Raw genomic sequence first — 22,826 nt, forward strand, 5'->3', positions numbered from 1 at the left:
CAGTACGGCTCGGTTAAGAAAGTTATCAGTGTTAATCAATCGTGCGTATAGATGCATTTGTCATTAACAAGACACTGAGCATTAGCATGATGCTACCTGCAACACTAAAAAGAATTGTGATATTTAAAGCGGCTAAGATGCCAGCTAAAGCGTAGGAAAAAGGAGCAACCCCAAAGGAAGAAAGCATTCCCAAGCTCATAACTCTCCCTAACATTTCATGTGAAGTTTGCTTTTGAATCCAGGTAATTCCTACAACAGTAAAAAAGCCGCTACAACACCCCAGTATAGCGATTGTCACGCCAGCCCAGACTAGATTTGATATGTACCCAAGTAGGAACATACTAAAACCTTGGATACTAGCAAGACTCAGCATCAGAACTCCAAGCTTTGGAAGACGGCGAAGGAATCCAGGTATTAGTGTCCCTAACAATCCACCACCACCCAAAGCCGAATTCATTATGCCTAAAGCGATGACACCACCAGGAAAGCGACTTTGAGCCAGTGATACGATGCCAACTTGTAATGGGCCGACGAAAATTAAGTTTAATATCGTGATGACTAGCAAAACCACTCTGAGCGGTGGATTATGCCACACATAGTTTAATCCCTCATGAATACCAGCAATTAAACTAAAAATCTTGCTCTTTAACGTGGGCTTTTTCATGGACGAGTCAAAAGCAGCACTTGGTTGATGTCTGCCTTTCATCAGCAGAAGTGTTAACGTTGTGACTAGAAAACTGGCAGTATCTATGGCAAATGCTGTCTGAATACCGGTTGTCGCAATTAGTAAACCGCCGAAAGCAGGCCCAATCAGTACTAGGAGTTGGGTAGTTCCCATACTCAAAGCGTTACTTGCTGCTAACAATTCCTTTGTTACAAGACTGGGTATAATCGACTTAGCGGCGGGGATGAAAAAGCTATCTACGACTCCAAAGCTGATGGCAAATAGGTAAAGATGCCATAGTTGCGTCGCCTGGAACATAACCAACGCCGTCAGTAATGCCGTCAGCACCGCACGCAAAGCATTGGCAACAAGCATGATTAACCGGGGTGGTAGGCGATCGCTAACTACACCACCAATGAGCAGAAAAACAGCACGAGGAACCGCCGCTGCCATCAGTACTGCACCCAAGCTGACAGGAGAGTGAGTCAACTGGATAGTCAACCAAGGCAATGCCACTAAGTAAAATTGATCGCCCAGGAGTGAAACGCTTTCACCAATATACAGAAGGAGAAAGTCCTGTACTAAGAGGGGCTGCCAAAGAGGTAGCTGTTGTATACCATCAACTTTTAGTTTTCCCATAAGGGTTAATTGACAACCGAGTGGCTAGATGCTTACTGAGTGGTAAGGGCTGAGTCCTGAGTGTTTCTAGTGTCATCAAAGGCTATGGCAATAATTGCGACACCAAGGACAGCGATCGCCACACTAATAGCAAACACTCCCCGATAGCCCAAGGCTTCAGCAATTACGCCACTGATCGCCGCCGCCGCAATACCGCTAAAGGAAGCAACTGAACCTTGGATGGAGTAATCTGTGCCAGCTGTCTCTAGTTTGCTTTTGTCCATCATAATAGTTGATATAGTTGTACTTGCCATGCTGGTAGAGAACTGTACAGCGATCGCAGCTAAATAGAGTATGGGTAAACTTTTCACACCAAATGCCGGTAGCAGGTAAATGGCGATCGCTACAGCTTGCAGCAAACCAAATAGAATCAGCGATCGCTTTCGCCCCAAGGGATTAATCAGCAAACCCGCAATCAGCGCCGCCAATACACCAGTACTATAACTAACTACTCCTAGCAATAAGCCGATATCTGCTAAAGACAGCCCCATATCCACCAAAAAAGGACGGTACATAGTGCTGGCTATGGCGCTACCTTTCAGATAAAGCACTAAAATCAGCAACCAACGCCATATTCCAGGACGACGGAAAAATTGGACTAAATTTTTCCAAGCCAGAGTCGAGCGTTGAGACTCAGACCTTGCTTGATGATTTCTCCTGCGTTCTTTGTGCAGTAAAATTGGCAGCAGCGCCATTACCACCAGCAGCCCCAAAGTAAACATAGTGGCTTTCCATCCCCAGTAATTGAGCAAGCTCAACATCAAACCACCGCCAATCACCGCCCCTAAATAACTACCTCCTATTTGCACCCCATTACCCAAACCGCGCTCATTGACATCTAGCAACCCCACAGCCAAAGCATCGGTAGCAATGTTTTGCAGACAACAAAAGAAACACATGACAAACAAACAAATCACCAGACCAGTAAAATTGTGTTGAATGTCAAGTAAACCACCAGCAACAGTAGTGCAGGCAATGAGGAGTTGAAAGCAGATAATCCAGAACCGATAATGTCCAACAGTGGTAAAGCTATAGCGATCTAGTAGAGGGGCCCAGAGAAAATTGAGCATCGAAGGTAGGAGCAATAATGACAGCAAACCAATTGCTTGTCGAGAAACTCCCTGCTGACGCATGAATACGGGTAGGGCTTGAAACAGAAACATCGTGGGGATGAACTGTGACATATACAAGCTGCCCAATAACCCTAGTTTCTGCAAACTTTTGGTACTAATCATCAAGATCAAGTCTCCTACGTTAATCAGAACTCGAAAGACACCGAACCCCGGACATTAAAAGGTGGTGCTGGAGACAAGGCACCAATCTGGGTATAATAATACTGAGTATTAAATATATTATTAAAGTTCAGACCAATGCGTAATTTATTGCGGCGATAAAAGAAAGCAGCATCCGCTCTGAGGTATGAAGGCACGGTGAAAGTATTCGGTAATGATACTTCGTAGTCTCCTGAATACACCAGTCCCAAACCAAACCCCAATCCCTTCAAATTGCTACTTTGCAACTCATAAGTTGTCCACAAACTAGCGCTGTTATACGGCACACCAATTAATCGATTACCTACAGGAATAGTATTGTCTTGGCTGACAAAGGCATCTGTGTAAGTGTAAGTACCTATGACCTTCCATCCTGGCAATATTTGTCCGGTGACATCTAGTTCAATCCCCCGGCTTTTTTGTTCTCCCGTTTGAATGCTATAAAGTGGATTTGTTGGGTCTGCTGTGAGTAGATTTTGCCGAGTAATTTCGTAGAATGCTAATGTAGCTGAAAGACGATTTTCCAGAAATTCCTGTTTAATTCCCACCTCAAATTGTTCAGAAGTTTGCGGTTTAAATAATTCTCCTGTCTTGCTCGTACTGGAGTATAAAGGATTAAAATAGTTAGACCAATTAAAATAAATGGACGTTGACTTACTCGGCTGATAGACAATCCCCGCTCGTGGCGAAAATTTATTATCTACTTGCTCGTTAATTAAATTGCCTCCAGGACTATCTTTGGCGAATGAGTTACTTGAATCAAAGCGCACACCTGCCAAAAGTTTGAGGTTAGGCAGAATCTCGACCAAATCTTGTACATAAATTCCCAGATCGTCTGCACCATATTGGCTAGCAAGTCCAAGTTGAGAACTGAAGGAGCCTGGTTGCGCTCCATACACTGGATTAAAAATATTAATCGGCGCGATGAATGCACCGGCAAAATTAGTACTTAATTGTCTTCGATATAGCTCTACTCCAATTAAGACATTGTGGTTAATTGAGCCAGTGCTAAACTTACCAAATAATTCATTTGTCAACGTATAGTTTTCACTTTGTTCAGGCCCTTTTAATATCAGCCGATTCACCGTACCATTAGCATTTAAGTTTGGTGAGTAGTAATATGTGTAAGAGCCTAAATCCAGATTAGCTAGGAGGGCGTTAAATCCTTGCTTAAAGCTCCAATTGTCACTAAACTTACGTTCCAGGGTATAAGTAACCGAAGTTGAATCTAGGTGGCTAGTATTTGCACCTGGCTCTGCCAGAGACCTGCTGATGGGAATTTGTAATGATTGTGGTACAAGGGGGAGTCCACTATCAAAAACAAAATCAGATTTTTGATATTCGACTTGGGTAGAAAGAGTAGTCTTTTTGTCAATTTGCCAGGTTAAAGAAGGCGCTAATAAAAGGTTCTGATTATTAATAAAATCTCGATAGCTATCTGCATTTTCATAGGAAGCATTCAGCCGATAAAGAAGCGCGTTATTTGTGGTCAGTGGCCCTGTAAAATCCAAGGATGAACGGTAATAATCATAACTACCGACAATGAAGCTAGTATTATATAAAGGTGTATCCAGGGGTTTTTTTGTCAATACATTCAGTAACCCTCCTGGGGTATAACCACTACCATAAAGTACTGCGGCTGGCCCCTTTAACACCTCGATGGACTCGATATTGGCGGTATCACCAGGAGTCAGACCTACCGGACCGCGAAACCCATTGCGGAAATAGCCAAAATCGGCAAAACCTCGAATTGTATAGGCTGATGAAGTTCCATAACCTATAACTTTTTGGACTCCGCTCACATTATCGGTGATGTCGTCTTGACGCACAATCTGCCGATCTTCGATTACCTGACGCGGAATCACCTGAACTGACAGAGGAATGTCGCGCAGTGGCACCGAGAACTTGGTTCCTGTGCTGGCGGTGGGTACTTTGTAACTATCTTCCGGTTCGCCCGTCACCAGCAGTTCAATCGGTTTTTGACCTTGATTTGGTGTTTGTTGTTGTGAGGAGGATGCAGCTGGTGTCAGGGCGAAAATCAGACCTTGGTTGCTGTCAAATAGTTCGACTTTTGGCACACTCGTAGAACCCTTCACTGTCACCAAAATGCTATTAGCATTCTGATTCACTATCATTACCTCCGTGATGCCATCACGAGGATGATCAGCCCGGAAGGAATTACCTGATGGTAAACGCAGTTGAGCATTAGGGATAACAGCGCTTAAGGTGTTCCCCTCATTCTTGACTGTGGTTTGCAGCTGATTAGATGTAGGAGTTTCTAAGATGACTTCTAGACTACTAGCAGTTGAGTTCAGGCGCACACCTGTTACTTGTATAACTTGATTTTGTGGAACCTCTTGCGCCAGCAAGTCTTTGACGCTGGTTTGGGGACGTGGAATATCACTTAATTGGGGAATATTTGTGATAGGTACTTCTGAATTTATTGCCTCTTTTTTCCATTGCACAGTGTTGACTTTTTCTACATCACCATAAGCAGGAAAAGTCAGAAAAACTGATACAACTGCTGTTAACCACATCCAAATAGATAATTTCTGTTCTTCCACCCTACTTCCTTAACACCCTCAATGGAGAATTGCACCCACAACAAGCTTATAAAAAGCTGCGAAGAGGTTTTCAGAGGCGCGACTAAAGTCACGTCGTAAAATATTTCAATGCTCTTGAAAATTGCACAAAAGCTTCAAACATTATGAGGACAGCATCTCTCATAAGTCAAATGACAATCTGTAAAACTTAGCTTGATGTTTAAAAAAGTCTCAAAAATCCTTAATCTCAGGCTTTTTTGTAAAAATATTTATATGACTTGCTAATAATGCGGCGTTTGTAGTATCGTTGCAAATTAGAGTTGCTAAAAAGAGTTATCCAAACTGTTTAGGAGAATTTTTATCCCAAAAGATAGATATTCTGAATCATGAATCAAGAATATCGTTAACTACAACGGCAACATTAAATTACTCTTTTTTCATCCTTGAACTGAGGTTGCTGGCGATCGCTGACTCGTTAGTGTAGCAGTTCGCCAAACAAACTTTGCGGAGTTTGTAGTGTTTGCGTAGCGTCTCGTCATGTCGGGTTGCGCTCCGCTTAAACCAACCTACAATTTTTATTAAATGAACCGTATTAAGTCATAGTAATGAATGACCTGTCTTCCAAAAATAAAGATAACAAAGGAAGAAAATAATGAAAATTGATAGACCATCTTCAGAACGTATTGGAGCCGAAATTTCAGATATAAATGTTGCTTTGGTTAATGCAGCAGAAATCAATATAATTAAACAACTTGTATACGAACATAAATTAGTAGTCTTCAGAGAGCAAAATATTAACGATGACCAATATTTAGAATTAGCTCGAAAAATTGGTACACCACAAATTTATCCTCAAGACAACTATCATCACCCAGATTATCCCGAAATATTTGTATCTTCCAATGTTCCTAAAGATGGGATAAAATTTGGCGTCGCCGGAACTGGTAGATATTGGCATACTGATTGTGCATTTCTTGATGAACCCTTGCCATTTACGATGTTATACCCACAAGTGCTGCCAAATTCTCTTAGAGAAACCTATTATATCGATATGCAGCAAGTTTATAAAAAGTTGCCTCCAAACTTAAGAAGCTATATCGATGGAGAATATCTGATCCACGAGGCAAAATGGCGTTATAAAGTGCAAAATTCGGATATCGATAAGGCGATTATAGATATTTTGGATGATTTTGAAAAGAAATTTCCACCTGTTAAACATCCTGCTGTGATTACGCACCCTGTTACTCACGAAAAAATCTTGTACATGAATCAGGGTTTTACTACTGGTATCAAAGGACTTGACTATGAAAAAAATCAAGTCATTTTGCGGGAGTTATTTTCATTTATTGAGCGTAATGAGCATATTCACACTCATGTCTGGAAAGATGGTGACATTTTATTATGGGATAACAGAACGCTTAATCACATGGCATCCACAGTTCCGAAAGGGGAAAAAAGTGTAAGCTACCGGATTGGTATTTACGATGGCTTACCATTTTATATTCCCTAATTTATTCAGGAGAACAGTTATGGATATCAACGAGCAATCTACCAAGACAGAGGAAGTAAGTCAAGATTTATTGAATATTTTTCTTGAACCCTATAAAGATGATTGTAAGTATTTAAGAAAGGCTCATTTTCAATATTTAGAATCTAAAGAATCACCGGGAAAATTGACAACTGGAAGTAAAGATATTTTCTCAATTAAAGGAGACTTTTCTATTCCAGAGTCTTGTTATATTACAGACACAGGACACTTCAATTCTGTGGAATTTAACATTTGTTATAACCAGTTATTTTATATCATGATTGCTTATGTTCTGAACAATAAATTGCTGTCAGTGATGGCAGACTGGGATCTAGAAATTTATAAACGTCGCCAACTTAGTAATTTTCTGATTGTTAAGTTTTCTAGTACCTTTAGAAAACAAATAAATTCCAATCACTTTCAAGGAACTCTATCAATCAATAAATCCTCGGAGCGGGGAAATTTAATCATATTGAAAACCTCATGCGCCTTTTACGATCGCAATGATGGTTGGGCTGAAGGTGATGTTACCATTGCTATCTTAAAGAGTGAACCGGACAAAAATCTTTATGATAGTCGCGAATCTGTAAGTGTATAGTAAGCACCCTTAACCAAACAGGAAAACTTTGCGTCTTCCATGCACTCCAATATTATGGGCGAAACAGAAGCAGACCAAATCTTGATACAACAACACGATCTTTTACAAAGATTGACACAAGGGACTGCAATTGAAAGTCAAGCACTCCTAACAACTTATATTCAAGAGCAAATTGCTCAAGCTATAGGGATCAGTGCATCCCAACTAGATATACAGCAGCCTCTTAATTACATGGGAATTGACTCCTTGATAGCTGTGAAATTGAGAAATCGGTTAAGAACTGACTTAAAAGTAGATGTATCTGCTATCAAGTTCATGGAAGATTCCAGTGTTGTTAGTTTGGCAATAGAAGTGAGTGCTTCAGTTGGTCAATCACATATCCCAAGCTGGGATGAACAAAAAGCCACCTTGATAGATGCAAATGATGATGATTGGTTGAAGGGTGAGATATGAATTTAGTTGAATTTCTCCAAGACCTATTGCAGCAAAATGTAAAATTGTCAATTGATGGGGAGAGACTGCTTTATCAGGGCCACAAAGACGTATTAACTCCCACACTGCTGAATAAAATTAGGCAATATAAGACAGAAATTCTCCAGTTACTACGCTCCTCCAAATCTTATCCCCTTTCTCACGGTCAGCAAGGTTTGTGGTTTTTGTACCAGTTGGCACCAGAGAGTCCAGCATACCATCTGGCCTTTACAGTCCGCATCCGCTCTGGCTTAAATGTCCCCGCTTTACAACGCGCTTGCCAGAAGTTGATCCTTCGCCATCCCACACTGCGGACTAAATTTGGTCAAGGAAAGGCTGAACCCTGGCAAAAGGTTCATGAATACCAAGAAGTCTGTTTTGAAGAAACCAACGCGGCAACTTGGAACTGGGATGAGTTAACTAAAAGAGCGATCGCCGCCTATCGGCTACCATTCGATTTAGAACAAGGATCTGTGTTGCGGGTAAATCTGTTTACTCGCTCTCCAGAAGACTATGTGTTTTTACTGACAATACACCATATTGCTGTCGATGGCTTCTCATTTGGAATTATTCTAGATGAGTTACGCTTGCTGTACCAAGCAGAAAATCTTGGTCAAGAGATTTCTCTACCTCCCGTCAATTGGCAATATCAAGACTTTGTGCAATGGCAACACCAAATGCTGGCAACTCCTGTGGGAGAGGAACTTTGGCGCTACTGGGAGCAGCAGTTAGCTGGTGAGTTGCCAGTGCTAAAACTACCAAGTCTGCGATCGCGATCGCCAATTTCCAACAATCAGGGAGCTTCTTATACCTTCAATTTTACCACAGAACTCACCTCTAAGCTCAGGGAAACTGCGAAAGCTCAGGGGGCTACCCTTTACATGACTTTCCTGGCAGCTTTTGTAGTTTTGCTTCACCGCTACACAGGTGAAGAAGATATTCTGGTGGGATCTCCAGTGAATAACAGGAGTCGGTCGGAATTTGACTCAATTGTGGGCTTTTTTGTAAATATGCTGCCCTTGCGAGTCAATATTGCGGGCAATCCCAGCTTTTCTGCATTTCTCAGTCAAGTGCGCTCCACGGTATTAGCTGCACTGGCGCATCAAGATTATCCCTCTCCTTTATTGGTTGAGAGATTACAACACAAACGTGATCACAGCCAATTAGGACTTTTTCAAGTTTCATTTAATCTATTACAGTTGCAGCAGATTACTGAAGTCATCGGTTTATCGATGTCAAGCAAAGCCAAAGCGATCGCAGATTGGGGAGGTTTATCACTAGAGCCATTTGAAATCCCCCAGGAAGAAGGTCAGAATGATTTAGTCTTAAACATGGTAGAGACGACAGAATCACTTCTTGGCACCTTCAGATACAATACTGACTTATTTGATGCAACCACAATTAGCCAGATGGCAGGCAATTTCCAAACCTTACTGGAGGGGATTGTAGACGATCCTGGGCAGCAAATTTCAAAGTTGCCTCTACTGAGAGCAACTGAGCAACATCGTTTGCTGGTTGAGTATAACAATACTCACGTAGAGTATCCTCAAAACAAGTGTATTCATCAGTTATTTGAAACTCAAGTAAAACAGACTCCTGACGCGGTGGCTGTAGTGTTTGCTACGCAGCAGATGACCTACCAGGAATTAAACGTCCGAGCCAATCAACTAGCACACAACCTGCAAGGACTGGGAGTAAAACCAGAGGTGCTTGTAGGTATCTGTGTTGAGCGCTCCTGTGAGATGGTGGTGGCATTGTTAGGGGTTCTCAAAGCGGGTGGGGCTTATGTGCCGTTAGATCCGCAATTACCCCCAGAGCGATTGGAGTTCATGTTATTAGATTCGCAGATATCGGTGTTATTGACTCAGAAGAAGTTGGTGGCACAGATGCCCAAACACAACGCCCATCTAGTCTGCTTGGATGCAGACTGGGGGGCGATCTCTGGTAACAGTGGGGAGAATCCGATTAGTGAGGTGACACCGGAAAATTTAGCCTATGCCATTTATACATCAGGATCTACAGGAACACCCAAAGGAGTGGCGATCGCTCATCGCAGTCTGGTTAATGCCTATTTTGCTTGGGAACAAGCCTATGAGTTACACACCAGAACCAGTAGTCATCTACAAATGGCTAATTTCTCTTTTGATGTGTTTGCCGGGGATCTGGTGCGATCGCTTTGTTCTGGTGGGAAGTTAGTTCTCTGTCCGCAAGAGTCGTTATTGGTTCCAGAAAAGATATATGGGCTGATGCGTGAGCAAGCGGTTGATTGTGCCGAGTTTGTTCCTGCGGTGTTGCGGAACTTGATGGAATATCTCAAAAAAACCGAGCAGAATCTCCACTTCCTGCGGTTGTTGGTGGTCGGTTCCGATAGCTGGTATGTCAAAGAATATCAAGAATTTCAGCATTTGTGTGGTTCAGAAACTCGCTTAATTAATTCCTATGGAGTTAGTGAAGCCACCATTGACAGTTGCTATTATGAAAACCCTGGGGTCAATCTGCCCGTTGACGAGCTAGTACCCATTGGACATCCCTTTGCTAATATCCAAATATATATCCTAGACCGTTATCTCCAACCCGTACCCATTGGCGTTTCGGGGGAACTACATATTGGTGGTGTCGGTTTGGCTCGTGGCTATGTGAACCGCCCCGATTTAACTGAGTCAAAATTCATCCCTCATCCCTTTCGAGGAAGCGGGGGAGCAGGGGAGCATTTGGTGTATTCTGGACTCTCTGCCTCTTCTGAACGTCTCTATAAAACTGGGGATTTAGCACGTTACCTCAGTGATGGTAACATTGAGTTGCTTGGTAGGACTGATAATCAGGTGAAGATTCGCGGCTTCCGCATCGAACTAGACGAAATTGCCGCAGCGATCGCTCAAAATCACCAAGTGCTAGAGGCAGTAGTTATTGCCCGCGAAGACCAACCAGGTAATAAGCGCCTTGTTGCTTATATCGTCCCCAAACAAGAGCAACCCAATATAACGGAACTGCGCCGCTTCCTCAAACAGAAGCTACCCGATTACATGGTGCCATCAGCATTTGTCAGCTTAGAGGCATTACCTCTAACCCCGAATGGCAAGGTAAACCGCCGCGCCCTCACAGCACCAATGGAACTGAATGGGGATCATAGCTTTGTCCCACCCCGTACTCCTACCGAAGAAGTTATAGCTAGTATCATTGCTACAGTTCTGGGACTAGAAATCATCGGCATCCACGATAACTTCTTTGAACTAGGGGGGCATTCTTTACTAGCCACTCAAGTTATTTCTCGATTGCGGGAGACTTTTGCAGTCGAGTTACCCCTGCGCTGCTTATTTGAATCTCCAACGGTAGCGGAACTAAACGAGTTAATCTGGACTCGTCTCCAAACTGGCTCAGGAGTGATGACATCAGCAATCAAACCAGTGCCAAGGGATATAGACCTACCCCTTTCATGGTCTCAAGCTAGACTCTGGTTTCTCAACCAACTGGAGAATCAAAGTGCCAGTTACAATATGCCCGCAGCCCTACAGATGACTGGAAAGCTGAAAATAGTAGCCCTTGAGCAAGCGATCGCCGAAATCGTGAAACGTCACGAAGTCCTGCGTACCAGCTTTATGTTAGTGAATGATACTCCCGTACAAGTCATTGACCCCACGGCTACCGTGACTCTAACAGTTGTGGACTTACAAGGCTTTGAGGAAAATGAACAATCAGCCCATATACAACGGTTAATCAACTTAGATGCACAAAAAGCCTTTAATGTCAATAGCTGTCCCTTACTGCGGCTAAGTCTCTTGCAACTAGGTGAAGACTCCCATATTCTGGTGTTAACCATGCACCACATTGTCTCTGATGGTTGGTCAATGGGGGTATTCATCCACGAATTGTCTACTCTGTATCAAGCCTTTGCCTTGGGAGAGGTTTCCCCCTTACCAGATTTACCCATCCAGTATGCCGACTTTGCCGTTTGGCAGAGGCAGTGGTTGCGTGGGGAAGTCTATGAAGCCAAGCTCAACTATTGGAAGCAGCAGTTAGCTGATGCGCCACCCCTGTTAGAACTGCCCCTAGACAAACCGCGTCCTCCGGTTCAGACTTCCCAAGGTAGCATCTGGAAATTTCAGATCGATCCAGAACTGACTCAGCAACTCAAAACTCTCAGCCAAAAGTCAGAAACGACTCTGTTTATGACCTTACAGGCGGCTTTCGTGAGCTTGCTTTCCCGTTATAGTGGTCAAGATGACATTCCCATCGGTGTCCCGATCGCTAATCGCAACTATCAACAGATAGAACCACTTATTGGCTTTTTTGTCAATATCTTAGTACTACGTAGTAATCTCAAAGGGAATCCCAGTTTCTCTGAGTTGTTGACTCAAGTGCGGCAAGTAGCCCTCGAAGCTTATGCACACCAAGATGTCCCCTTTGAACAAGTGGTAGAAGTTTGTAGTCCAGAACGTAATCTCAGCCATAGTCCCCTGTTTCAGGTGATGTTTGCATGGCAGAATGCACCCATGAAGAAATTGGAATTGCCTGGTTTGCATCTCACCCCCTTAGAGATCGAGAATGTTACAGCCAAATTTGATTTAACCTTGTCAATGGGAGAGACTGAACAGGGACTTCAGGGGTGGTGGGAATACAACAGCGACTTGTTTGAGGCAGATACTATTGCCCGGATGGGACTTAATTTTCAGACTATGCTGGCAGCAATTGTCGCAAATCCCCAGCAGTCAATTAGGGAATTACCTCTGCTCACTGATTCGGAGCGACATCAATTGTTAGTGGAGTGGAATCACACCGAGACAGAGTATCCCACTGATATAGCAACGGACAAGGAGGTTAGGACATTAACTGATGATAAAACCTTATACAAACAGACTTTCAACCCAGTCCCCAGTCCCCAGTCCCCAGTCCCCTGCTATAAATGTATCCATCAATTATTTGAAGCACAGGTAGAACAGACACCCGATGCAGTGGCGGTGGTGTTTGAAGATGCTGTTTTAACCTACCGTGAGTTAAATAGTCGCGCCAATCAACTGGCACAATATTTGCAAACTCTCGGCGTGGAGTCAGAAGTTCTTGTGGGGATTGGCGTTGAGCGTTCTTTAGATATGGTAGTGGGATTACTGGGGATTTTGAAAGCAGGTGGTGCTTATGTGCCACTAGACCCAACATATCCCCAAGAACGCTTAGACTATATGTTGAATGATTCCCAGGTGTCGGTGCTACTTACCCAGTCCCAGGTAGACTTTGGATTTCCGAAAATGCCTGTGGTCTGTTTGGATAGGGACTTTGGCGAATTTAGTCAGGAAAATGTAGTCAGTGGAGCTAAGACTAATAACTTAGCTTATGTAATTTATACTTCTGGGTCTACAGGGAAACCCAAGGGGGTTTTAGTCACCCACCAGGGATTATGCAACCTAGCCTTGGCACAGATCCGATTATTTCATATCTCTGCAAATAGCCGTGTTCTCCAATTTGCTTCCTTGAGCTTCGATGCGTCCGTCTCCGAAATTTTTATGACCCTTTGTTCTGGGGCAATGTTAGTTCTGGGAACGCCAGAGTCTTTGCTCCCCGGTGCAAATTTAATCCAGTTGTTACATCACCATGCCATTACTCATGTGACGCTTCCCCCCTCAGCCCTAGCAGTTCTGCCTACTGATGATTTGCCCAGCTTGCAGAATATAATCGTGGCGGGAGAAGCCGTATCAAAAGAATTGGTAGCGCAATGGTCTTGTAACCGCCGTGTATTTAACGCATACGGGCCAACTGAATCGACCGTTTGCACCACAATAGCTGAAATCAGCGACAGTAGTCAGAAGCCCCCCATCGGTCGTCCGATTCCCAACACACAAATCTACATCCTAGACCACTATCTCCAACCAGTACCTATTGGTGTTACGGGAGAATTACACATCGGTGGTGTCGGTTTAGCTCGTGGCTATCTCAATCGCCCCGATTTGACCGAAGAGAAATTCATCCGCAACCCCTTCGGTCGAAGCAGAGGAGCAGAGGAGCATGGGAGCAGGGGAGCGAAAGAAAAGCAATTCTCAGATTCTGCTCGCCTTTATAAAACTGGGGATTTAGCACGTTACCTCAGTGATGGCAACATTGAGTTACTTGGTAGGATTGATCATCAGGTGAAAATTCGCGGCTTCCGCATTGAACTAGGTGAAATCGAGGCAGTTTTAAGTCAACATCACCAAGTGCAAGAAGTAGTAGTTATTGCCTGCGAAAACGAACCGGGTAACAAACGCCTTGTTGCCTACATCGTTCCCAAACAGGAGCAACCCAGTGTAACTGAACTGCGCCGCTTCCTCAACCAGAAGTTGCCCGACTATATGTTACCTTCTGCCTTTGTGATCCTAGATAACTTGCCACTCTTACCTAACGGCAAAGTCAACCGCCAAGCATTGCAGACAACAGATATTCGCCCGAATGTGGAAGCGGCTTACATAGCACCCCAGAACGAAACCGAGCGTCTGATTGCTGCTGTTTGGCTAGAGTTGCTTCAGGTAGAAAAGGTTGGTGTTCATGACAACTTCTTTGAACTGGGGGGTCATTCATTACTCCTGGTTCAGAGTCATCGCAAATTGCGAGAAATTTTTGCCCAAGAGCTATCAATTGTTGACCTTTTTAAATACCCAACTATCAGCTATTTAGCTGAATATTTAAGTCAAGAACAAAGCGAAAAACCTGCTGTTGTGCTTCGCCAAGACCGATCTGAAAACCGTCTGGTGCGTCGAACTGCCGTAAATCAACAAAGTCAACTGAGACAAAAATCTCGATCAACGAAAAAACAGTGAGAATCATCAAATGGACGACGTGCATTCAGATAATTCGATCAATCAATCAGCAATAGCCATTATCGGTATGTCCGGTCGTTTTCCTGGAGCTAAAGACCTCAATACCTTTTGGCAAAATTTGTGTTCTGGGGTAGAGTCCATTTCATTTTTTGACGATCAAGAACTGGAGTCTTCAGGTGTTGACCCTGCCATGTTCAATAACCCAAACTATGTAAAAGCTGGTGCTATTTTAGAAGGTGTAGAACTATTTGACGCGGCGTTTTTCGGCTTGAACGCCAGAGAAGCTGAAATCATAGACCCACAACAGCGTCTCTTTTTGGAGTGCGCTTGGGAAGCTCTGGAAAGTGCTGGTTACAATACAGAAACATATCAAGGGGCTATTGGTGTTTACGCTGGTGCTAGCATGAACACTTACTTATTGTTCAACATTTTACCAAACCAAAAGCTTTGGGAATCTGTGAATATTTTCCAAATCGGACTGGCAAATGATAAAGATTTTTTACCAACACGCATCTCTTATAAATTAAACCTAACTGGGCCGAGTGTTAATGTTCAAGCTGCCTGTTCCACTTCATTAGTTGCTGTCCACCTCGCCTGTCAAAGTTTGCTCAATGGGGAATGCGACATAGCTTTGGCTGGAGGCGTTTCCGTCAGGGTTCCACAGAAGATTGGTTATTTATATCAAGAGGGGGGAATTGCTTCACCAGATGGACACTGTAGAGCTTTTGATGCCCAAGCTCAAGGGACAATTGGCGGTAATGGTATGGGAATCGTTGTCTTGAAGCGCTGGGAAGATGCTTTAGCCGATAGAGACTGCATTCATGCTATTATTAAAGCCTCAGCAATTAATAATGATGGTTCTCTAAAAGTTAGTTACACAGCGCCCAGTGTAGATGGTCAAGCGGCAGTGATTTCAGAAGCTATGACCATTGCCGCAGTTGCACCAGAAACCATCACCTATATAGAAGCTCACGGAACCGGGACAGCACTGGGCGATCCCATTGAAATCGCCGCGCTGACACAGGCTTTTCGCACTGTGACAGAGGATAAGGGCTTTTGTGCAATCGCTTCACTGAAAACAAATATCGGACATTTGGATGCTGCATCTGGTATTGCCAGCCTGATCAAGACGGTTTTAGCCCTCAAACACAAGTGTCTACCACCCAGCCTACATTTTCAAGCACCCAACCCGAAAATTGATTTTGCCAACAGTCCCTTTTACGTCAATACTTCCCTTGCTGAATGGAAAACAAATGGCAGTCCTCGTCGAGCTGGAGTCAGTTCTTTTGGCATTGGCGGCACTAATGCACATATCGTTCTCGAAGAAGTAGAAATCCCAGATATCCCATCTAGACATTCCAGACCTTGGCAATTGTTACTGCTATCCGCCAAAACCTCTTCGGCACTCGATACGGCAACGGCAAATTTGGGCGAGTATTTAAAGCAGCATTCCGATCTTAACCTTGCTGATGTGGCTTATACCTACCAAATTGGTCGCAGGGTCTTCAACCATCGACGAATGTTAGTTTGTCACAACTTGGAAGATGGAGCGATCGCCCTCTTAACTTTAGACCCAAAACGAATTTTCACCAGTGCGTCAGAATCCCAAGGGCGACCTGTAGTATTTATGTTCTCAGGGCAGGGGGCGCAATATGTAAATATGGGTCAGGAATTATACCAAACTGAGCCGACATTTCAAGGGGTAGTTGATGACTGTGCAGAAATCCTCAAACCCAAATTGGGGTTAGATTTGCGTCATTTACTATATCGTAGCGAACAAATGACACCCTCGGAACTAGAACAGACTGCCATTGCCCAGCCAGCACTCTTTGTCACAGAATACGCCTTAGCTAAGTTATGGCAGTCTTGGGGGGTGCATCCCAAAGCTATGATTGGTTACAGTATTGGTGAATATGTAGCAGCAACTTTAGCAGGTGTTTTCTCTCTGGAAGATGCTTTAATGTTAGTGGCTGCACGGGGAAAGTTAATGCAGCAATTACTACCGGGAGCCATGCTTGCCATTCCCCTACCAGAAAAAGAAGTGCAACTTCTGCTCGGCAAACAACTTTCCTTGGCTGCCATTAATGGGCCATCTCTATGTGTGGTTTCAGGAATCACAAGTGCTGTAGAGGCATTACAGAAACAACTAGCCTCTCAAGGGGTAGAGTGTCGTCGTTTACACACCTCCCATGCTTTTCATTCAGAGATGATGGAACCCATTTTAGAGCCATTCATGGAACTGGTGAAAAAAGTCAGCCGGAAGCCCCCACAGATTCCCTACCTGTCGAATGTTACTGGCACCTGGATTACAGCTACACAGGCAACAGATCCAAGCTACTGGGCAAAGCATTTGCGCTCAAAGATCCACTTTGCCCAAGGACTGCAACAGTTGTTGAAAGAACCAGAGCAAATTTTACTAGAAGTTGGGCCGGGAAGGACTTTAAGTACATTAGCCAGACAACATCCAGAGAACACAGCACAGCAGGTTATATTAACTTCCTTACGCCATCCCCAAGACAGAGAATCAGATGTAGAATTTTTACTAACTACATTGGGCAAGCTCTGGCTTTCTGGTGTCAAAGTGGATTGGTCTGGATTTTATGCCCACGAACAACCTTATCGCCTGCCTTTGCCCACATATCCCTTTGAGCGTCAGCGTTACTGGATTGAACCCCAAAAACAGTTAACAGCGTTACTGCACAAAAAGCCAGATATCGCCGACTGGTTTTATCTTCCGATTTGGAAACAATCTGTACCACCAGGGCGGGTTGACTATTCACCAAAGTCATGCTGGCTGGTGTTTGTTGATGAGTGCGGTTTAGGCTCCCAAATTGTCAAATGGCTGCAACAAGATGGCATAGATGCGATCGCTGTACAAATGGGGTCAAAATTTACTAGGGATGGTGTATATACCCTCAATCCTCAACAACCTCATGACTACGAAGCTTTAATTAATGAATTGGTGACACAAGGCAAGATTCCTCAAACAATTGTTCATTTTTGGAGCGTTACAGACAACAGTCAAACAGCATCAGGACTTGAATGGGTTGATCAGGCTCAAGATTTAGGGCTACACAGTCTCAACTTTCTGGCGCAAGCTCTGGGAAAAAATTTTACCGATGAACTGCAACTGATAGTTGTCTCTAATCATATACAGGCAGTGACCGGAGTTGAGGATTTGTGTCCAGAAAAAGCGACTTTGCTCGGCTCTGTTAAGGTGATTGGGCAAGAATACCCCAATATCAGCTGTCGTAGCATTGATGTTGTCCTTCCTATTATTACTAAAGGTGAGCAGCTGATAGACCAGTTACTTTGGGAACTGAGAGCAAAATCTACTGACATAGTTGTTGCCTACCGTGAGCTTCATCGCTGGGTACAAACTTTTGAACCAGTCCGATTGGAGCGAGGCGCAGCGCGGTTAAGGGAAGGAGGAGTCTATTTAATTACAGGTGGACTCGGTGGTATCGGTTTTGTGTTGGCGGAACATCTGGCAAAAACTGTCAGAGCCAAACTGCTACTGTTAGGACGTTCAGCTTTTCCCGATGTCCATGAATGGGTGGAATGGCTAGCCACTCACGATCAACAGGACAACATCAGTTGCCAGATTCGGAAAATTCAGGAACTCGAAAAGCTAGGAGCCGAGGTTTTGGTACTCAGCGCCGATGTCGCAAATATACAACAAATGGCAGATGCGATCGCTCTAGCTCAAAAGCGATTTGGTCAGATCAATGGTGTGATTCATACTGCTGGAGTGGCTGATTATGCAGGTGTGATTCACAGAAGAACCAAAGAAATGACAGACAATGTTCTAGCAGCGAAAGTGAAGGGAACATTAGTACTTAATCAGCTTTTGAACCATATTAAACTGGATTTTTTGGTTCTTTTTTCATCTCTGAGTTCAATCCTATATAAAACCAAGTTTGGTCAGGTGGGCTATAGTGCTGCCAATGAATTTCTGGATGCCTTTTGTTATTACAAAACGTCTCAAGATGGCACATTCACAGTTAGTATTAACTGGGATGATTGGCAAGAAGTTGGTATGTCAGTAGAGGCAGTAAAGCAAGCTGCCAATAAATATGGTATTCTGGCAAATCGGTATATGCAAAATGGGCTGCTACCCAAAGAGGGAATAGATGTTTTTATGCGTATTTTGGAAAATACATTCCCGCGAGTTGCAGTATCTACTGAAGATTTAAGGACTAAGATTGATCTGGATCTTTCCTTATTAGCAATAACCACTGATGCTTCCATAAAAGCTAACTTATCCCAACCGACACACCCACGTCCGCAACTGAGTAATGCCTATGTTGCGCCCCGTAACGAAATTGAGCAAACCATTGCCCCGATCTGGCAAGAATTTCTTGGTATCCAGCAAGTGGGAGTTTATGACAACTTCTTTGAGTTAGGGGGAAATTCCCTGTTAGCTATCCATATCCTATCCAAGTTGCACGATGTATTACAGGTAAAAATTTCCTTAGACAACCTTTTTGCAGCAGATACTATAGCTGAGTTGGCAGAGATAGTTGCACAACTTCAGAGCCAGCACACTACTGTTTTTTCAGGAACAAATGTTGAAACTATAGACCAGCGAATTGCTTCTCCTTTGGTCAAGATTCAACTCGGTTCAAAACAGCCTTTCTTTTGCGTCCACCCAATTGGTGGAGGTGTCCTTTGCTATGTAAATCTCGCACAATATTTAGACCCCAATCAACCATTCTATGGGCTGCAAGCAGCCGGTTTAGATGGGGAACAAGAACCTTGCTCTGACATCAAAATCATGGCAACTCGCTATATCCAAGCACTGCAAACTTTACAGCCCCAAGGCCCGTACTTGTTAGGAGGTTGGTCAATGGGAGGTGTTATTGCCTTTGAAATGGCGACTCAGTTGCAAGCCCAAGGGCAAAAGATCGCCTTGCTCGCTTTGATTGATACCATAGCTCCGATTAGTAGTACGGAACCTACAGACATAGATGATGTGACACTTTTGAGCAGATTTGTGCAAGATATCCTTGGTCAGTCCTTAGAATATCCAGACTTTTCTGTAGAGCGCTTAGAGCAACAAAGCCCTGAGCAACGGCTAGCCTACCTCCTTGAGCAAGAGCAAATAGCCAATCTCCCTATTCGCCATCTTTTCCATGTCTTTAAAACCAACTTTCGGGCTATGCAAAGCTACTTACCGTCAGTTTATGGAGAGCGAGTGACACTCTTTAAAGCCAGCGAACAATTTGCTCAAGACTATCAAGACCCGACAATGGGTTGGGGTCAGCTGACAACTAAAGAAGTAGAGATTCATGTTGTACCAGGCAATCACTATACCATAATCGGGAAACCCTATGTCCAAGTTTTAGCTGAACGGTTAAAAGGATGTTTAAAAAGTATTGGGCGAATATAAGAGGATGTTTGAAAAGGCTAATTTATTACTAGCCCTGACGACTGGAAGTCGCGGCTACACAGACAAAACCTGCCTCCGCAGGTTAAAAACCCTTGATTTTATATTAGTGGACTTCTCTGCAAGACGCTACGTGAACGTTTGTGTAGTAGCGTTCGCCCTTGGCGTACCAGAGGCATCATTCTATTCGCCCAATACTTTTCAAACATCCTCTAATTCATGACTACAGAAACGGAGTCCGCCTACAGGAAAACCATGAAAAATCAAGGGTTTTTTAACCCACGGAGGTGGGTTTTGTCTGTATAGCCGCGACTTCTAGTCGCCAGGGCTTTTCAAACATCCTCTAAGGGTCAGCCTCAATCAGGCACAGGCAATTGAAAAAAACAAGTAAATCTTTGAGAAATATCAATGATATATCACGATGAAATGACAACATTGGCAGATATACCACGGGTGCAAGCCTGCCAATTAAGAGACGCTAAGGCATTGGTATTCAAGGATAAAGCACTCACCTATTTGCAGCTAGATACACAAAGTAATCGCATTGCTAATGCACTTTTAGCGCAAGGAATTAGAGCTACGTCACGGGTGGCAATATTAGCGAAAGATTCACTCAAGAGTTATGAAATATTATTTGGCTGTAACAAGATAAATGCTGTCTTGGTTCCTATTAATTGGCGATTAGCGGCGACGGAAGTCAGCTACATCCTTAGAGATGCCAATGTTGAAGTTATTTTTGTTGACTCTCAATTTCAGGCGTTGGTGGAAACTATTAAGAATCAACTTGATGGTGTTAAAATCTTCATTGCCTTAGAAAAGGCTGAAGATAATTGGCTAACTTACGATCGTTGGTATCAGGAACATAGTGATGTTCAACCTGATATAGCTATTAGTTCAAATGATGTTGCTGTGCAAATGTATACTAGTGGAACCACTGGACGACCTAAAGGTGTCCAATTGGCAAATTACAGTTTTTTTGCGATCGCCAAAGAGTTTGTTAAACAAGGTAAAAGTTGGATAGGTTGGAGTCAAACAGATAAGAGCTTGCTGCTTTTACCCTTTTTTCATATCGGGGGTTTATGGTGGGCTATTCGTGGTTTGGCTACTGGTGCGGAAAACATTTTGCTGGAAACTTTTGACGGTATAGAGGTCCTGAAAGCAATTGAAAAATATCGGATTACCAAGACCTGTATGGTACCGGCAATGATTCAAGTTCTGTTAGCTGAACCTCAGTGTCAACAAACAGATTTTTCTTCACTGGGACACATTGTTTATGGGGGTTCTCCCATTGCTGAATCATTACTGAAAGTTGCCCTGTCCACATTTTCCTGCAACTTTGTCCAAATTTATGGTATGACTGAAACTGGAAATTGTGCTGTATGTTTATTTGCTCCCCAAGAAACCTCTGCACATCCAGAAAGACTCAAATCAACAGGTAAACCTTTTCCCGGTGTATCTGTAGCCATTTTAGATAGTGAGGGTAAAGAAGTCTCTGGCGGTCAGGTGGGTGAAATTTGGATCAAATCGCCTGCAAACATGATTGGTTATTGGAAATTACCCGAAGCTACGGCAAACACCTTGGTAGATAGCTGGATTCATACTGGTGATGCAGGCTATTTTGACGAAGAAGGTTACATTTATATTTGCGATCGCGTTAAAGATATGATTTGCTATGCCGGTGAGAATGTCTATCCGGCAGAGATTGAAAATATTTTATACGCACATCCAGCAGTAGCGGAGGTAGCGGTAATTGGTGTTCCCGATGAAGATTTTGGAGAAACTATTAAAGCTATTGTCGTTTTAAAAGCTCCGATGAAGGCAACGGCGCTAGATATAATCAATTTTGTTAGGGGTAAACTTGCCGATTTCAAGTTACCTAGAAGTGTTGAGTTTACTGAATCCTTACCAAGGACACCAAGTGGTAAATTGCAAAAGGGTAAACTTCGGGAAAAATATTGGCAAGGCTATCAACGTCATATTAATTGATATATCCCATATTCCACACTTCAACTTGAAGTACAAAGAGATTATGTCAAGAGAAAAGCAAAAAAATTAGGATGATTCAGAGTCGTAGTACTGAAAGAATCTACAGCATGAAAATAAATCATCAAACACTTCTGACTTGATGGTTATGTAAGCAATAAAAATTTGAAGAGCAATTACTTTTCCTTCGATGTTGATCATTTTTTCACTTTCCAAAAGTTGTTAACTTTAAGAAAGCAGATAATATTTTAGGCAAGATGATAGCAGACAATTCAAAATCAAACTACGTTCTGATGTGAAATTAACAATTTGACTAACACCATTTAAGGTCAAAAGATGAATTCCCTGAAAACATTGAAATACCCATCTTAATGTCGGATAAATCGTTAACTTATTAGCTTGAGGATGAAGGAGTATCTCTTCAAGGGCATCGAGATGGAGCTGATGACACTGAGTTTTTGAGTAATGCTGAGATTTCTCATCAGAGCGATGCCTACGGCGAGCTTCTCTACGAGACGCTCCGCGAACGCTAACGCTGAAGTGACCTGAAAAGTATGCTTATCTGGAGAAATAGCGAAACTTTTACGTAAAATATTAAGTTCAAGTTTTGATATACTTTATTTAGCTAATATAAGGCTAAAACTCTTGCTAAATATTTGTCATCCATTGCAGCCAGAAATTATTTATTTTTTATCCCAAGTTTCACGCGCTTGTCTTTATCTAGAAGATTGACTGCAATTTGCCTGAGAACCGCAAAATTTTGTACTGTATTAAACGCTACTTTTTACCAATTTAGTTGGTAGTAATTTCTGCTAGATAAATGTTCTGTTTATCGGAATTTCGGGCTTTTGAGCCAAAAAAGCGGCTAAAAAGTAACCACCAGCAAAAATAATTTGCGCTTCGCAAGCAAATTTGCAAT

Annotated in this window: 9 protein-coding genes; 6 read left to right on the forward strand and 3 right to left on the reverse strand. The window is 43.1% G+C overall.

From position 1 onward, the window contains the following. Positions 1–31 precede the first annotated feature (31 nt). From V7L07_RS00770 to V7L07_RS00780, 3 genes are read right to left on the reverse strand one after another with little or no spacing between them, the layout of a single operon-like run. A complete protein-coding gene (locus V7L07_RS00770; RefSeq protein ID WP_335054146.1) occupies positions 32–1,303 on the reverse strand; it encodes an MFS transporter in 1,272 nt (423 codons plus the stop codon). Between the two features lie 32 nt (positions 1,304–1,335). Then, complete coding sequence (locus V7L07_RS00775) at positions 1,336–2,577, reverse strand: MFS transporter (protein WP_335054148.1); 1,242 nt, start codon at positions 2,575–2,577, stop codon at positions 1,336–1,338. A gap of 23 nt (positions 2,578–2,600) precedes the next feature. Further along, positions 2,601–5,177 carry a TonB-dependent siderophore receptor gene (locus tag V7L07_RS00780; RefSeq protein ID WP_335054150.1) on the reverse strand — a complete coding sequence of 859 codons (2,577 nt, stop codon included), beginning with the start codon at positions 5,175–5,177 and terminating at the stop codon, positions 2,601–2,603. Between the two features lie 631 nt (positions 5,178–5,808). On the opposite strand from V7L07_RS00780, the gene V7L07_RS00785 reads away from it, so the two are divergent. The 6 genes from V7L07_RS00785 (at position 5,809) to V7L07_RS00810 (ending at position 21,910) form a co-directional block, all read left to right on the forward strand. Beyond that, entirely contained in the window at positions 5,809–6,666 is an 858-nt protein-coding gene (locus V7L07_RS00785) for a TauD/TfdA dioxygenase family protein (RefSeq protein WP_335054152.1), read from the forward strand. Positions 6,667–6,685: 19 nt separating this feature from the next. Continuing rightward, complete coding sequence (locus tag V7L07_RS00790; protein ID WP_335054154.1) at positions 6,686–7,282, forward strand: FcoT family thioesterase; 597 nt, start codon at positions 6,686–6,688, stop codon at positions 7,280–7,282. Positions 7,283–7,336: 54 nt separating this feature from the next. After that, positions 7,337–7,735, forward strand: a complete 399-nt coding sequence (locus tag V7L07_RS00795; protein ID WP_335054156.1) for an acyl carrier protein — start codon at positions 7,337–7,339, stop codon at positions 7,733–7,735. Then, a complete protein-coding gene (locus tag V7L07_RS00800) occupies positions 7,732–14,535 on the forward strand; it encodes an amino acid adenylation domain-containing protein (RefSeq protein ID WP_335054158.1) in 6,804 nt (2,267 codons plus the stop codon). The genes V7L07_RS00795 and V7L07_RS00800 overlap by 4 nt, the downstream gene beginning before the upstream one ends. Positions 14,536–14,545: 10 nt before the next feature. Then, positions 14,546–19,927, forward strand: a complete 5,382-nt coding sequence (locus V7L07_RS00805; RefSeq protein ID WP_335054160.1) for an SDR family oxidoreductase — start codon at positions 14,546–14,548, stop codon at positions 19,925–19,927. Positions 19,928–20,332: 405 nt separating this feature from the next. Further along, positions 20,333–21,910, forward strand: coding sequence for a long-chain-fatty-acid--CoA ligase (locus tag V7L07_RS00810; RefSeq protein WP_335054162.1), 1,578 nt, complete (start codon positions 20,333–20,335; stop codon positions 21,908–21,910). Positions 21,911–22,826 lie beyond the last annotated feature (916 nt).

The sequence above is a fragment of the Nostoc sp. genome, from assembly GCF_036916985.1.
Taxonomy (GTDB): domain Bacteria; phylum Cyanobacteriota; class Cyanobacteriia; order Cyanobacteriales; family Nostocaceae; genus Nostoc.

Bases quoted from the DNA above. Each gene is read 5' to 3' on its own strand.
- V7L07_RS00810 (WP_335054162.1), top strand. From the start codon at position 20,333: ATGATATATCACGATGAAATGACAACATTGGCAGATATACCACGGGTG.
- V7L07_RS00770 (WP_335054146.1), bottom strand. From the start codon at position 1,303: ATGGGAAAACTAAAAGTTGATGGTATACAACAGCTACCTCTTTGGCAG.
- V7L07_RS00795 (WP_335054156.1), top strand. From the start codon at position 7,337: ATGGGCGAAACAGAAGCAGACCAAATCTTGATACAACAACACGATCTT.
- V7L07_RS00800 (WP_335054158.1), top strand. From the start codon at position 7,732: ATGAATTTAGTTGAATTTCTCCAAGACCTATTGCAGCAAAATGTAAAA.
- V7L07_RS00790 (WP_335054154.1), top strand. From the start codon at position 6,686: ATGGATATCAACGAGCAATCTACCAAGACAGAGGAAGTAAGTCAAGAT.
- V7L07_RS00805 (WP_335054160.1), top strand. From the start codon at position 14,546: ATGGACGACGTGCATTCAGATAATTCGATCAATCAATCAGCAATAGCC.
- V7L07_RS00785 (WP_335054152.1), top strand. From the start codon at position 5,809: ATGAAAATTGATAGACCATCTTCAGAACGTATTGGAGCCGAAATTTCA.
- V7L07_RS00775 (WP_335054148.1), bottom strand. From the start codon at position 2,577: ATGATTAGTACCAAAAGTTTGCAGAAACTAGGGTTATTGGGCAGCTTG.